General features: G+C 54.4%; 17 protein-coding genes. 4 read left to right on the top strand and 13 right to left on the bottom strand.

Annotated features, from left to right (window positions below; translation table 11 throughout):
• Positions 1–115: 115 nt before the first annotated feature.
• The 4 genes from VXJ35_RS02735 (at position 116) to VXJ35_RS02720 (ending at position 3,995) form a co-directional block, all read left to right on the top strand.
• Positions 116–1,405 carry an O-antigen ligase gene (locus VXJ35_RS02735; RefSeq protein ID WP_064023336.1) on the top strand — a complete coding sequence of 430 codons (1,290 nt, stop codon included), beginning with the start codon at positions 116–118 and terminating at the stop codon, positions 1,403–1,405.
• A gap of 19 nt (positions 1,406–1,424) precedes the next feature.
• Complete coding sequence (locus VXJ35_RS02730; protein ID WP_064020394.1) at positions 1,425–2,249, top strand: glycosyltransferase family 2 protein; 825 nt, start codon at positions 1,425–1,427, stop codon at positions 2,247–2,249.
• A gap of 82 nt (positions 2,250–2,331) precedes the next feature.
• Positions 2,332–3,138, top strand: a complete 807-nt coding sequence (locus VXJ35_RS02725) for a glycosyltransferase family 2 protein (protein ID WP_064020393.1) — start codon at positions 2,332–2,334, stop codon at positions 3,136–3,138.
• A gap of 8 nt (positions 3,139–3,146) precedes the next feature.
• Positions 3,147–3,995, top strand: a complete 849-nt coding sequence (locus VXJ35_RS02720) for a glycosyltransferase family 2 protein (protein ID WP_064023335.1) — start codon at positions 3,147–3,149, stop codon at positions 3,993–3,995.
• A gap of 3 nt (positions 3,996–3,998) precedes the next feature.
• Here the strand turns inward: VXJ35_RS02720 and VXJ35_RS02715 are convergent, their stop codons facing one another.
• The 13 genes from VXJ35_RS02715 to VXJ35_RS02655 all read right to left on the bottom strand — a co-directional run bounded on the left by VXJ35_RS02715 (position 3,999) and on the right by VXJ35_RS02655 (position 14,463).
• Positions 3,999–4,418: a DUF2802 domain-containing protein gene (locus VXJ35_RS02715; RefSeq protein WP_064020392.1), complete on the bottom strand. Its 420-nt coding sequence runs from the start codon at positions 4,416–4,418 to the stop codon at positions 3,999–4,001.
• Complete coding sequence (locus VXJ35_RS02710) at positions 4,418–4,591, bottom strand: hypothetical protein (protein WP_157198047.1); 174 nt, start codon at positions 4,589–4,591, stop codon at positions 4,418–4,420. Before VXJ35_RS02710 ends, VXJ35_RS02715 begins: the two co-directional genes overlap by 1 nt.
• A gap of 41 nt (positions 4,592–4,632) precedes the next feature.
• Positions 4,633–5,106: a chemotaxis protein CheW gene (locus VXJ35_RS02705; protein ID WP_054760137.1), complete on the bottom strand. Its 474-nt coding sequence runs from the start codon at positions 5,104–5,106 to the stop codon at positions 4,633–4,635.
• Positions 5,107–5,131: 25 nt separating this feature from the next.
• Complete coding sequence (locus tag VXJ35_RS02700) at positions 5,132–5,869, bottom strand: chemotaxis protein CheW (protein WP_064020391.1); 738 nt, start codon at positions 5,867–5,869, stop codon at positions 5,132–5,134.
• Positions 5,866–6,669, bottom strand: coding sequence for a ParA family protein (locus tag VXJ35_RS02695; RefSeq protein WP_064020390.1), 804 nt, complete (start codon positions 6,667–6,669; stop codon positions 5,866–5,868). Before VXJ35_RS02695 ends, VXJ35_RS02700 begins: the two co-directional genes overlap by 4 nt.
• Before the next feature lie 2 nt (positions 6,670–6,671).
• Positions 6,672–7,556 (bottom strand): flagellar motor protein MotD, encoded by an 885-nt coding sequence (motD, locus tag VXJ35_RS02690; RefSeq protein ID WP_064020389.1) that lies wholly within the window; start codon positions 7,554–7,556, stop codon positions 6,672–6,674.
• Positions 7,557–7,566: 10 nt separating this feature from the next.
• On the bottom strand, positions 7,567–8,313 hold the full coding sequence (locus VXJ35_RS02685; protein ID WP_054760144.1) for a flagellar motor protein: 747 nt from the start codon (positions 8,311–8,313) through the stop codon (positions 7,567–7,569).
• Positions 8,313–9,413 (bottom strand): chemotaxis response regulator protein-glutamate methylesterase, encoded by a 1,101-nt coding sequence (locus tag VXJ35_RS02680; RefSeq protein ID WP_064020388.1) that lies wholly within the window; start codon positions 9,411–9,413, stop codon positions 8,313–8,315. The genes VXJ35_RS02685 and VXJ35_RS02680 overlap by 1 nt, the downstream gene beginning before the upstream one ends.
• 9 nt (positions 9,414–9,422) lie before the next feature.
• Positions 9,423–11,657 carry a chemotaxis protein CheA gene (locus VXJ35_RS02675; protein ID WP_064020387.1) on the bottom strand — a complete coding sequence of 745 codons (2,235 nt, stop codon included), beginning with the start codon at positions 11,655–11,657 and terminating at the stop codon, positions 9,423–9,425.
• An 11-nt stretch (positions 11,658–11,668) separates the two neighbouring features.
• Positions 11,669–12,394, bottom strand: a complete 726-nt coding sequence (locus VXJ35_RS02670; RefSeq protein WP_064020386.1) for a protein phosphatase CheZ — start codon at positions 12,392–12,394, stop codon at positions 11,669–11,671.
• Between the two features lie 17 nt (positions 12,395–12,411).
• A complete protein-coding gene (gene cheY / locus VXJ35_RS02665; protein WP_054760151.1) occupies positions 12,412–12,798 on the bottom strand; it encodes a chemotaxis response regulator CheY in 387 nt (128 codons plus the stop codon).
• Between the two features lie 88 nt (positions 12,799–12,886).
• Positions 12,887–13,633: an RNA polymerase sigma factor FliA gene (locus tag VXJ35_RS02660; RefSeq protein WP_054760153.1), complete on the bottom strand. Its 747-nt coding sequence runs from the start codon at positions 13,631–13,633 to the stop codon at positions 12,887–12,889.
• Complete coding sequence (locus VXJ35_RS02655; RefSeq protein ID WP_054760154.1) at positions 13,630–14,463, bottom strand: MinD/ParA family protein; 834 nt, start codon at positions 14,461–14,463, stop codon at positions 13,630–13,632. Before VXJ35_RS02655 ends, VXJ35_RS02660 begins: the two co-directional genes overlap by 4 nt.
• Positions 14,464–14,485 lie beyond the last annotated feature (22 nt).

Below are 14,485 nucleotides of genomic sequence, written 5' to 3'. Positions count from 1 at the left end.
CCTATAAAAATGCGTTACGGCGAAGAGAGCCCACTCAACATGCCCGATCGAAGCGGTAACGGTGCTCCGAGCTTGCAATGTTCTTGACAGCGTAACGCAAAGACCGATGCGGAAAATGGCTATATCCCGAAACCAATTTATCGAAAATGACCAAACTTCCTGGCTCGACTGGCCGGTTATTCTCGTCACGGCCAGCAGTATCATCGGTTATTTATCGGTCCGAAGTTGGACCAATATTACGGTTTTCCTGCTGCTACTTCCCGCGCTCACGGTTTTCAAATGCGCATGGCTTCGTGCCCGCGCCCAAAAGCAGATAACCTCGGCTTTGCCGCTGATTATCACTATGGCCTTGCCGGTGTTGGCAATACTCGTTAGCCAAATCGTAAGGCAGGAATGGTCCTTTAAGCCCTACGACGGCCCTTCCCGAATCTTGCTTTGCATCCCGGTATTATTTTATTTTCTTCAGATAAAACTTAACTTTTCTAAAATCGTTGCGTTTTCCGCGCCAATCGCGTTACTCATTTTAATTCCGGTCGTTTATTCGCACCCGGAAACACTGGAACGTTGGATCGGCCGTTTCGCCACGCCGGCGGTAGACCCGACAGAGTTCGGCACCTATAGCTTGGTTTTGACTGCTTTTTGTTTGTTCGGCATAGAAACCGAACCGGATAAACTCAATTTAAAATTCTTGGCTTACCAGATTTCGGGATTCCTGGCCGGAATTTACTTGCTTCTAGGCTCCGGAACCCGCGGTAGCTGGATAGCGATCCCGCCGCTACTGGTTTTATGGGCAGTTTTAAACCGAAAAAATTTGCCGCCGAAAATTTTGAAACATCTGGGTTTGCTGGTATTGGCCGGCATCGTTTTAATTTGCCTGGTAAGGCCTTATACGCTCGACCGAGTATTCAGCGGCATTTACGAACTCAGCTCTTGGCTTAACGGCAGTAACACCGAGACCTCCGCGGGCTTACGCCTGACCATGTGGCAAATTAGCTGGGAGCTTTTCAAACACAATCCATTACAGGGATATGGCGACCACAATTTTAAGCTCTACCTCGATGCCCCTTGGATAAGTTCGTTTGCCAGTATCGAAGCCCGAGAAACTATCCTGCATAACGGCCCGCACAATGAGCTATTGGCGAATTTGCTGCGCTCCGGCGTCATGGGCGGCATCTCCGTGATAGGTTTGTTCATGGTTCCGCTAACCGTGTGCTGGCGGAACAGAGACGTGGAAAAGTCGAAGTATGCCTGCCGTTTAGGCCTTGCCTACATCACCAGCCTGGTTTTATGCAGTCTCAGCAGCGAAGTATTGACATTTAAGTACACAAGCTCATTTTACGGACTGGTCATCGCCGGAATTTCAGCACAGATCATTTCAGCCCAAACCCAACTATCGCGGGATTGATATCCTGCCGGCCAAACACATGAAATCAGACCAATACGCCATCACTTTTGCCTGCTACAACCAAATCAATTACACGCGCCAATGCATCGACAGCATGGTCAAACATGGTGTCGATTTAAAACGGGTGGTTGTGGTGGATAACGGTTCCCGCGACGGCACTTGCGACTATCTGGCCTCTTTGGGACTCGGCGGTTTAATTCTGAACAAATCCAACCTCGGCTGCGGCGTCGCCTGGAACCAGGGGGCTTTGGCGCTGCAGGCGGAATGGACCGTGGTCATGAACAACGATGTGCTTGCCAGCGCCAATTGGTTGGAAAATTTGATCGAAACCGCTGAACAAAACCAGTTAAAAATCATTTCTCCGGCATTGGTGGAAGGCAAACTGGATTACGACTTCGACGAGTTTGCCGGCAATGCTTCGCTAAAAATGGCCAAGGCACTGCGTTTGGGCGGAAAGCATGCCGTTTGTTTAGCCATCCACGACTCGGTGTGGCATGAAATCGGCTATTTTCAACCGGTACCCAAATTACTCGGCTACGAAGATACGCTGTTTTTTCACGAGGCTGAAAAAGCCGGCATTGCTTGTGCCATGACCGGCGCATCTTGGCTACACCATTACGGATCGGTGACCCAAACCGCGATGAAACAAGAACGCGGCTTATCCGATAAACAAGGCTTGGGCAACCGCTACAATTACCGTCTGTTACAACAAAGCTGGCTGGAACGAAAATTACGAAAAATGGCCCGGTTACGCCAAGCCAACCAATGGCACGACAGCGAACTGGCACAATACGGCATGACTTTGCACGGTATTCGGCAAAACGGCGAATTCAATTGGCAATAGCGCTGAGTCCGTCAACAATCCAGCCCAGTGCTGAACCATCAGTTTATAAATCTCTCATTCATAGAAACTTTCCGGCCGCGCTATGACAGAAACATCCGCCGCTCGCGTTCGAACCGGGCCTCGCCCGAAATTGAGCGTCTACATCATCGCCTATAACGAGGCCGACAAAATTGCCGCCGCAGTCGAGAGCGTGCTGTGGGCGGACGAAGTGTTGGTGCTCGACTCGAATAGCAGCGACGGCACCGCGACAATCGCCGCCGAATTGGGGGCGACAGTAAGACAAATTCCATTCACCACCTTCGGTAAATTGCGTAACGATGCAATTGCCGCATGTAGCCACGACTGGGTGTTTAGCCTGGACGCCGACGAACGCTGCACGCCCGACGCCAAAGCCGAAATCGAACGCATTTTGTCAGCGCCCGACGCCGATGTTTATTATGTGCCGCGCCGCAATTGGTTCATGGGCCGCTGGATCGAACATTGCGGCTGGTATCCGGATTACCGGCAACCGCAACTGTTTCGTAAGCAGGCCATGGTGTTCGACGACCAAGCCGAAGTTCACGAAGGGTTTACGGTCAACGGCAAAATTGGCTATTTCGATTCCGCCATCATCCAGGTGCCGTTTCTGAACCTGGAACAACTGCTGCACAAAATGCAGCGTTATTCGACATTGGGCGCGCGCAAACTGGAACGCGCCGGCAAACGCCCCACCATGGCGACCGCTCTGCTGCACGGCGTCTGGGCATTCTTTAGAATTTACGTTCTCAAACTCGGCTTTCTCGACGGCTGGGCCGGGTTTGTGCTGGCGCTGGGCAACTTCGAAGGCACATTTTACCGCTACGCAAAAGCCGCCACCGCCAACCTGAAATGGACGCCCGACCAGCATTAAGCAAGGCCATGCCGCAAACCATTGACCTGATTTCGGTAATCGTCACTACCTATAATCGGCCTCCGGCGCTGCTGGCCTGCTTGCGTAGCCTGCAGGACCAGTTGGATCGAAACTTCGAAATCCTCGTTGCAGATGACGGCTCTGACCAAGCCACCCACCGGCTAATCGAGCAAGAGATTAAAACCAGTCCGATACCGATCCGGCACATCTGGCACGAAGACAAAGGCTTCCGCGCCGGCACCATACGCAACAAGGCCGCTGCGGCTGCGACCGGCAGCTATTTGCTGTTCATGGACGGCGACTGCATCGCGTTTCCGAGCTTTATCGCCCGCCACCGGCTGCTGGCCGAAACCGGTTATTTCGTGCCCGGCAACCGCTTACTGCTCAATGCTGGCGGCACCGAACAAGTATTGAGCAGCGGCACTGCGTTGCACCGGCAATCCATTGGTTTTTTTATGCGATTGTGGCTACAACGGAAACTGAACCGTTTGCTGCCGCTGATCTATGTGCCGCTGCAAAGATGGCGCTACTTCAATCCGCGCCGGTGGCAAAACGCCATGACTTGCAACTTGGCGCTGTGGCAAGCCGATTTTTTGGCCGTGAACGGCTTCGACGAGTTATTCGAAGGCTGGGGATACGAAGATTCCGATCTGGTAATTCGCTTGATCCACTCCGGTTGCAAACGCAAGGAGGGCCGGTTTGCCGCGCCGGTACTGCATCTTTGGCACCCGTATAACGACAGAAGCCAACACGACGAGAATTACCGGCGGTTGTTGGAACGGGTTGCCGATCCGCGGATTGTGGTTGCGCAACGCGGAGTTAGCCAGTACATCGCTGAGTCGGCTCCCGACGTATAGATATCAGCGCTTGCCGCCACCGTGCAAACGCATCAGCAATAGCGCTTCGTCTCGGGTCAGACCGCAGTCTCTGACCAATTCGTCTATATCGGCCCCGCGGCGAATTTTTTGGATGACATCCTCGTAACCTTGGGCCGGAACGGGGTCGTCCTGGACTGGATGGGGCTGAGGCGCCGCGGCTTGAATCGGCCTGTTGACCCGGTCGGCAATCGTGTTCAGCCGGTTATCGTTGGCCGCCAGCCGACGGTCCACCGCTACAGCCGCCGAACACAAACCCGCCAAATCCTCGTTGCTGCGCTGCAAGCGCTCTTCCAACACCTTGAGCTCCCGTTCCAGCCGTTTTTTGCTACCGACCAGGCGCAGCAAAACCACGAATATGAACAATTCGCCTAGCGCCAAACCCCAAATTAAGTAATCGGTCATTACACTATTTCATCGATATGTTCGGCCGGCTGCGGGTTGGCATTATTTGGATTACGGTCATGCTTCGCGTGCGGCCGCCGTTGTTCCGGATTGCGTTTGTCGCGCTGTTCCCTTTCCACTTTCAAAGGCGCATTGACCGGCTGGTAAGGTGTGATCGGCGTGATTTCTATCATATGCCCTCCCGCCCGCCGCGCCTTCTGCCGGCTGCTTCGTGTTAAAACATATCCAATTCAGCTTTTTCGTCGTCGCTGAGAAATTTATTCAAATCCACCAGAATCAGCAACTGGTTATCGCGGCTGGTCACGCCTTGAATATATTTGGAGCTTTCCTCGTTACCGACGTTGGGTGCGGTTTCGATTTCCGAAGCGCGCATTTCCACGACTTCGGCGACGCTGTCCACCAAAATGCCGATGATATGCCGGTCGGTTTCGATAATCACCACCCGTGACGCGTCGTCGGTTTCTTTCGACGGCAAACCGAAACGGTTGCGGGTATCGATGACGGTGACCACGTTGCCGCGCAGATTGATAATTCCCAACACGTAGGACGGAGCTCCCGGCACCGGCGCGATCTCGGTAATCCGCAGCACCTCCTGCACCTGCATCACGTTGATACCGTACTTTTCGTCGCCCAGACAAAAAGTCACCCACTGCATGACGGGATCGCCTTGTTTTCTATCTTCACTCATGTCGTCTTATCCAAAGGCTAATAAATTATTTTCGATGCGGCACCAATTGTTTTACATCGACAATTGCTGTCAGTTCGTCTATTACGGTACCGATCAACCACGGCTTTTTCTGTCGGGCAGTGCGCCAGCGCACGCCGTCCGGCTTGATTTTGCCAATGGAGAGTATTTCGTCGCAAACCAAGCCCCACCTTTTGTCCTGGGTAATCAAAATACGGCTGGCTGGCGAATCTTCGAACTTACCCTGCCGGACACGGCTTTTGCCAAAAATCAACTGACTGGTATCCAGCACGCCGATACGGCTATCGTGTTCGTCTACCAACCCCAGGAACCATGAAGGCTGGCCGGGAATTTGGCTGGGTTTGCGGTCCATTTTGATGGTTCGCGACAGTTCGACCAACGGCGTTGCCAGGATCAATTGATCGACTTTGAAAAATAAAGCTTGAAACTCGTATTGCGACCAATCCGGCATCACCGACAATGCCTGAAGTTTAGCCGGATTTTCAACGGCGGCAAGCACAGTATCCGGACTGGAGATTCGGGCTTTTCTAGCTTTCGGCTCTGTTTGCAGAACCGGCGGCGGCGCCTCGGCAACGATCGGGGCCGGTTGCCGCGCAACTAAAGTTACCGGCTTTGCTTCAGGGGATGAAGGCGCTTTCGCCTCGACGCTCGCGTCGGCATCGGGTACGTCGTCGAGCAAGGTTTGCAGGTATGCGTCGAGTGCCAGTTGTTGTTTGACGATACCGGGAGGGGATTTTTGCTTCATGAACGCGGCGCCAAGGTTTTGTCTCCGCTTTTCTCAAGCAATAACAATTCCAACAATTCGGTATAGGCTTCGCTAGCCCGGGCATTTTTATCGAACAGCGGCAGCGGCGCGCCGGCTTGGCTGGCATCCCTGACTTTGGTGTCGACCGGAATCACCGAACGCCAGGCATTGTCCGGATACTGCTGGTACAAAGCCGCCAGGCTATCGCGCGCGGCCTTGGTCCGCTTGTCGAACATGGTCGGCACTATGGTGAATTTGGGCGGCGTCTTGCGCGAATGAAACACCATCTTGATGGTATGCACCATCCGGTCCAAACCTTTGAGCGCCAGAAATTCAGCCAGCACCGGAATCAGAAGATGGTCGCAGGCCGCCAAAGCATTGATCATCAGCACCCCCAACATTGGCGGGCTGTCGATAATCACGTAATCGTAGCGGTCCGCCATCTTGTGCAGCGCGGTCGAAATGACCAGGCCCATCCCGCCGATTGCGGCCACTTGCCGATCCAGCGTGGCAATCGCGGTAGCAGCCGGTAACACGTCGATACCGTCGAAGCGGGTCTTGGCGACATAGACCTGCGGATCGACATTCTTCTTCTTTTCGCTGGCGTCGAGAAACAGATTGTAAACCCCCAACTCGACTTCCTCGGGGTTGATGCCGAAGTAACTGCTCAACGAACCGTGGGGGTCCAAATCTACCAATAAGGTTCTGAACCCCCAAGAGGACAGCAAACCTCCCAGAGTCACCACGGTAGTGGTTTTTCCGACGCCGCCTTTTTGATTGGAAACAGACCAGATCTTCATAATCACTGTGCCGGTGCTGCCGGCGCGTTTTCGGTAATGGGCTCGGGGTTCGGCGAGGATTCGGATTTTGGCGCCAAATTCAACGCCTTGGCTCGTTCATCGTCGGTCATGCCGTACCTGGCAAATGCTTGCGACATCAAAACCAGCACCACCCGCCGGTTTTTGAAGCGCCCTTCTTCGTCTTTGTTATCGGCAACCGGATGGAATTCTCCATAGCCCACCGCCGATAAACGCGTGGCCGGAATATTGTTCTTCACCAATTCCTTGACCACACTCGTTGCGCGTGCGGAAGACAAATCCCAATTCGACGGGTACATGCCGCTGGAAATCGGCACATTGTCGGTATAGCCCTCGACATTAATCACGTTCGGCACGTCGCGCACCACTTCCGCGACTTTTGCCAGCACCGGGAGCGCTTTACTCGATAATTCGGCCTTGCCGCTGGCGAACAGCAATTCGCTGTTCATCTCCAGTTCGACCCAAAAATCGTGCTTTTTAATACCGACCAACTTGCTCTCGACGAAGGGCTGCAACGCACCCTGAAATTGTTCGGAAACCTCGCTCAACCGCTGTTTTTCCTGCAGAATTTCTTCGCTGAGCTCCCGTTCTTCGGCCGTCGCCAGATTCGGCAACTCGATTGGCTGTATTGCGGTAGGAATGGTACCGATTTGGATCGGCTCCGCCTCCTTCTCCACTTTTTCGTTGTGAAACAGCGCCTGATCCAGCGATTCGGAAAAAGTCTCGTATTTGCCTTTATTCACCGACGAAATCGAATACATCACGACGAAAAACGCGAACAACAACGTGACAAAATCGGCATACGACACCATCCAACGGTCATGGTTGTCAGTCGGTAGCGGCGATTTAACGCGTTTGCGCCGGCTCATTGCCAATTCCCTACTTCTCTATCAAAAAGCCGGATAATTTCAGCTCGATGTTACGCGGGTTTTCACCTTCGGCAATCGAAGAAATCCCCTCGATCACCATCTCCCGCGCCTGCGATACCTCGAAAATCAGGCTTTTCAGTTTATTGGCGATTGGGATGAACAGCAAATTGGCCAGGCCGACGCCGTAGATCGTCGCCACAAATGCGGTAGCGATGCCGCTGCCCAATAGCTCGGGTTTGGCCAAATTCTGCATCACATGTATCAAACCGATCACCGCGCCGATGATGCCGATGGTCGGCGCGTAACCGCCCATGGCCTCGAACACGCGGGCCGCCTGGTTATCCAAGTGCTCCTTGGTGGTCAACTCCACTTCCAAACAATCCCGAATCACTTCCGGCTCGTTGCCGTCCACCAGAAGTTGCAAACCCTTTTTGGCGAACGTGTCTTTTTCGCTATCGATGACGGTTTCCAAACCGAGCAAACCTTCTTTGCGGGCCAGCGTGCTCCAACGTACGATCTTATCGATCTGTTTTTTCAACTGCAGGTTTTGCGGCATAAAAATCCAAGCCAAAATACGCATGCTGCGCAGAAACACTTTAGGCGGAAATTGCAGCAAGGTTGCGCCCAAAGTACCGCCCACCACGATGACGAAGGCGTGAAAATTGACCAGAGCACCGATCTCGCCGCCGCCCATCAGGTTACCGCCGATAATTGCGGCAAACCCGATCAAAACCCCCAGAACGCTAAGAATATCCATCAGTGCAGTTTGTTAAATTGGTTCGCAATCTCGTCCAGAGAATAAACATGATCGGCCAAGCCGGCCTCGGCAATCGCTTTCGGCATGCCGTAAATCGTGCTGCTGGCTTCGTCCTGCGCCCAAATCTGCGCGCCGCGCTGGCGCAATTTCATCGCGCCGAGTTTACCGTCCGCCCCCATGCCGGTCAGCACCACAGCGAGTACTCGGCCGGCGAAATTGTCGGCCAACGAACTGAATGTGATATCGACGCTGGGACTATAGATTTCGCCGGCTTGTTTGGGGCGTAACGCGATTTGGCGGGAACCCGGCGTTTGTTTGAGCTGCATTTGCACCGCTCCCGGACTTAACAGTGCCACACCGGGTTGCAGGATATCGCCGTCCTGCGCTTCCCGGACTTCGATACTGCACAGCGAATTCAGCCGCTCGGCAAAGCTTTTGGTGAAATTCGGCGGCATGTGCTGTATCAGCAATATCGGCATCGAACAACTAGCCGGAACTCGGCTCAACACGTATTGCATGGCTACCGGTCCGCCGGTGGAAGCCGCCACAGCCAACAGATCGATTTTGCCCGGATCGGCTTGACTCGGCTTGGCCGGCAACACCCGCTCCTTGGCAACCGCCGCTGCGCCGATATGGGCTGCAAATCCGCCGCTACGCCTCAGGCCGGCATCGCCAAGCGTTCCGGCCGCGGCCACTTTTGCCGCCTGTCCCGCCACCATTCTGACCCGGTAACGCAACAGGTAACGGGCGGTTTCCCGATTGGCATCGATATCTTCCATTTGCTTCGGCAGAAAATCGATGGCACCTGCACTCAACGCATCGAACGTGGCGCGGGCACCGACCTGGGTCATGGCCGAAAACATCAAAATCGGCACCGGCCGGGTACTCATGATGCGTTTGACGGCGGAGATACCGTCCATCACCGGCATATCCACATCCATCGTGATCACGTCCGGCTGCAGCGCCGCAGCCATTTCAACCGCCTGCCGCCCGTCATGGGCCACGCCGACTACTTTGAACTCTTGGTCTTCTTCCAGAATTTCGGTAACTCTGTGGCAGATGAAATGGGAATCATCGACTACCAATACCCGAATGGCCATATCGCCAGATCAAACCGCGTACTTCTTCATCAAGCCCGGCACATCCAAAATCAGCGCGATTTTACCGTCGCCGGTGATCGTTGCCCCGGCCAGGCCTTCCAAACCGTGCAATTTCGCCCCCAATGCCTTGATCACCACCTCTTCCTGGCCAATCAACTGATCGACCACGAACCCGACATGGCGGCCACCGGCATTGACCACCACGACATGGCTGGTAGCCTGGGTGTCGCTGCTGGAGTAATAATCCTTGACCAACCATTCGCTGAGATAGAACAAAGGCAAGGCTTTATTCCTGACCATAACCACCAACTGGCCATCGACCTTGTTGGTTTTGCTCAAATCCAAATCGAGAATTTCCAGCACGCTGGCTAAAGGCAAAGCGAAAGCCTGGCCGCGCAGCTTGACCATCAAGGTCGGCATGATCGCCAACGTCAACGGCACCTTAATGATAATGGTACTGCCCTTGCCTTCCACCGAATCGATTTCGACGACGCCGTTCATTTGCGCAATCCGGGTTTTGACCACATCCATGCCGACGCCGCGGCCGGACACATCCGATATTTCGCTCTTGGTGGAAAAGCCGGGTAAAAAAATCAGGTTGTAACACTCCTTATCGTCCAAACGCGCGGCGCTTTCTTCATCCATTAGGCCTTTTTCGACGACTTTCGCTCGCAGCAGGTCCGGATTCATACCCTTGCCGTCGTCCTTAATCGACAACTGGATATGGTCGCCTTCCTGCGAGGCTTTCAAAACCACGACGCCTTCGCGCGGCTTGCCTTTGGCCTCGCGCTCGTCCGGCGACTCGATGCCGTGGTCGACAGCGTTCCTGACCAAATGCACCAAGGGGTCGGCCAAGGCTTCGACCAAGTTTTTGTCCAGATCGGTTTCTTCTCCGACCAGTTCCAACCGAATCTCTTTTTTCAGGCTGCGTGCCAGGTCGCGCACGACGCGCGGAAACCGGCCGAAGACTTTTTTGATCGGCTGCATCCGGGTTTTCATCACCGCCAATTGCAAATCGGCCGTGACTACGTCGAGATTGGAGATGGCTTTGGACAACTGCTCGCCGGCCTCGGCATTGGCCTTCAGCGTCTGGAACCGGTTACGCACCAGCACCAACTCGCCGACCATGTTCATGATGTCGTCCAAAATCTGGGTATCGACCCGCACGGTGGTATCCGCTTGCGGTGCCGCCTTCGATTTGTCCAGACCCGGATCCATCGCCGTAGCCTTGTTCGCGGCCTTTTCTGAGTCGTCGGCAGACATAGCGGCGGCAACCGGCTCGGGCTTGGCGCGAACCACCGGTTTGGCCACAACCGGTTCCGGCGGCGGCTCGACTTTGGGCTTATCGATTTGCAGTTCCGGGATCGAGGATGGATCGATGTTTTGCAGGTTGGTCGCATCGAATTTGCCCTTGCCGTGCAACGCATCGAGAATCTGGTCGAATTCCTCTTCGCTGATGTCGCCGGAATCGGCCGGGACCGCCGCTGTTTCGCCCTGCGCGGGTGCTACAGCCGGCGCCTTGAACTTACCCTTGCCGTGCAATTCGTCGAGCAGGTTTTCGAATTCCTCCTCGGTTATCTCGTCGTCGGCCGGGGCTGGAGCGGATGCTGGCGCTTGGCTTTTCGCCGTTGGCGCCCCGCCTTTGCCGTGCAGAGCATCCAACAAATCCTCGAATTCCTGTTCGGTGATTTCGTCGGAATCCGCCGCCGACTCGTCGCCGGCCAGCAGCTCTTCCGGGTCGAGCATGGCGTCGAAATCCTGCATCACCGAACTTTGTGCGGCAATCGGTTGCACGGGTTCCGCCGGTACTTCGCTGATTTCGACTTCAGCCGCCTCGACTTCAACCGCGGCTCCGGCGGGTTCGGCGTAAGCTTTCAAACGGGTCAGCAGGCCTTTGTCGGCTGGCCTGGGTGCGTTTCCGGAGCGAACCTGGCCGAACATTTCGTTAACGATATCGACTACTTGCAGAATCACGTCCATCAGATCCGGCGTGACTTGGCGATCGCCCTGGCGTAACACGTTGAACACGTCTTCGGCACTGTGGCAGACGTCGACCAATTCGCTGATCGCTAAAAATCCGGCACCGCCTTTAATCGTGTGGAAGCCGCGAAAAATCGCATTCAGTAAATCCAGATCGCCAGGCGACTGCTCCAGCTCGACCAACTGCTCGCCCAGCGAATCCAGAATTTCTCCGGCCTCAACCAGAAAATCCTGCAAAATTTCATCGTCCAGATCGATCGCCATGACGCTTTTCCTCAAAAACCTAGACTAGACAATAAATCGTCGACATCGATCTGGCTCGTCGCGACATCGCCCTCCCTATCGTCGACTCCGGGCACCACCGGCCCCGGCAACTCGTGGTGGGCGTCGGCGGTTTGCGTACTGGGCCCGACTTTACGGCTGGAGATTTTGATCAGATTGACCATGCTGGTTTCCAGATCCTGAACCAAATCGATGACGCGGCGAATGATTTGCCCGGTGATGTCTTGAAAGCCTTGCGCCATCAAAATATCGTTCAAGCCCGCCTGGATTTTGTCCATCGCTTGCCGCGACTGGTTGAAATACTGGCTTAAATCGGCGCTCATGGCTTTGAACTCGTCGAACGGCATTTCCCGGTCCAGAAACCGGTTCCATTGCCCCGCCAATTGATTGACTTGGGCGCTCAACTCGTCGGAAACCGGCAGTAAATCTTCCACCGCGGTCAAGGTCTGGTTGGCGGCCTGTTCGGTCATCGCAATCACGTAATGCAAGCGTTCCTTGGCATCCGGTATCTCGTGCTCGGCCATCGCGGTAATTTTCGAATCCACCGAGAAACTCACCATAGTGTCGTGCAGTTGCCGAGTCAACCGACCGACTTCCTTGAACAACTGCGTCTCCCTGACTCCGGCAACTTGATCGAGTATCTCATCGGCAACCGCTTCGTCGCCTTTTTCCAAAGCCGTAACCAATTCCCGGGCCAAACTCAACAGGTCATTATTCATAGTGCGCTTCCTGGCAGTTAACCGTCGATACGTTCGAAGATCTTTTCGATCTTTTCTTTCAACGTCGCAGCGGTAAACGGCTTGATCACATAACCGTTTACGCCGGCTTGCGCGGCCATGATGATCTGTTCGCGCTTGGCTTCGGCCGTCACCATCAGCACCGGCAGGTTGGCCAGACTCGGCGTCGACCTAACCGCCTTCAGCAAATCGATGCCGGTCATGCCGGGCATGTTCCAGTCCGTGATTAGAAAATCGATGCCGCCTTTTTCCAATATCGGTAGTGCGGTTTTACCGTCGTCCGCTTCCACCGTATTGGTAAAGCCAAGATCTTTTAACAAGTTTTTTACTATTCTCCGCATTGTCGAAAAGTCGTCGACAATCAGAATGCGCATATTTTTATCCAAGGAAAATCTCCACCCAGGTCACATAATTTATTAAGAAACAAGCTTGCAATTGCCGAAAATCGCAAAAAAACCCTGAAATAACCGCAATTTAGCTGCACTTTTCATTATCTTTCCGTTCCACCCAATCCGCAAGCCTGGCACGCAGGCGCAACATGGCTTGGCTGCAGATTTGGCTGACTCTCGATTCGCTGACCTCGAGCACCTTGCCGATCTCGCGTAAATTTAGCTCTTCGTCGTAATAAAGCGAGATCACCAACCGCTCGCGCTCCGGCAGTTCCGCAATCGCATTTGCCAGAGCCTTATGAAAATTCTGCTGCAGCAGCAACTCGTCGGGTTGATGATGGCCTTGCACATCGTCGATGATGCTGTCTTCGCCCTGAATCAATTCTTCGACGCTAAAGGTTTTGCAAGACACCGCATCCTGCAAAATCTGATGGTACTCGCCCAAGTCTATGCCCATGTGCTTGGCAACTTCGGCGTCTTTGGCATCCCGCCCCAAACGGTTCTCGACCTCGCGGATCGCGTCGGCCACCATTCGCGCCTTTTTATGCACCGAGCGCGGCGTCCAATCGGAACGCCTCAGTTCGTCCAACATCGCGCCGCGAATCCGTATGCCGGCATAAGTTTCGAAGCTGGCCCCCTGGCCGGCGTCGTAGTGTTTTAAGGCTTCCAGCAATCCCAACATGCCGGATTGGATCAAATCGTCGAGCTGCACCGTGTCCGGCAAGCGGCCCATTAAGTGGTAGGCAATGCGTTTTACCAGCGGCGTGTGTTGCACCACCAAAGCGTCAACATTTGCGGCCTGCACGGCCGCATACATTGCCGCTCCGCTCATGCAACGTCCTCTTTGACGCTGTACTGGATCATACGCTCGACAAAAAACTCCAGGTAGCCGCCGGCTTTCGGTTTGATCGGCCAATGGTCGATTTTTCTGGCCAAATTTTTGATGGCCAATGCGGCTTTGCTTTGCGGAAACGCTTCCACCACCGGCACTTGTTTTTGCACCGATTTTTTCAAATATTCGTCTTGCGGCACCGCACCGACAAATTGCAAAGCCACGTCCAGGTAGCGGTCGGTCACCTTACTCAACTTGTTGAACAAGGCTTGGCCGTGCTCGGCCGACTGCACCATGTTGGTAATGATGTGAAAACTGTTTAAACCGTAATCTCGGTTCAATAATTTGATGTAAGCATAGGCATCGGCCAGTGACGTCGGTTCGTCGCAAACCACGACAATGATCTCCTGGCAGGCGCGGGCGAAGTTGACCACGCTGGCCGAAATCCCGGCCGCGGTATCGACGATCAAGACATCCAGCTCTCTATCGATCTCGCTGAAGGCCCGAATCACGCCGGCCTGCTCCACGCTGGACAGATCGGACATGCGTTGCACGCCGGAAGACGCTGGAATGATTTTCAGCCCGGCCGGACCGGTCATCATGATCTCTTTCAGGGATTTCTCGCCGTTCAGCACGTGCGACAAGTTGAACTCCGGAAACAAGCCCAACAAGATATCGACGTTGGCCAAACCCATATCGGCGTCGAGTATCGCCACCCGCCGGCCGATTTTGGCCAGCGCCACGCCGATGTTCACGGAAAGATTGGTTTTACCCACGCCGCCTTTGCCGCTGGTCACGGCGATCACTCGTACCGGTTTCATATGTCTCATCTGTCTAATTCCAGCTGCTTGA

It is taken from the genome of Methylomonas sp. DH-1 (genome assembly GCF_046097555.1).
Classification (GTDB): Bacteria; Pseudomonadota; Gammaproteobacteria; order Methylococcales; family Methylomonadaceae; genus Methylomonas; species Methylomonas koyamae.
The sequence above is the reverse complement of the archived record's forward strand: the minus strand, read 5'-3'. Positions and strand labels throughout refer to the sequence as shown.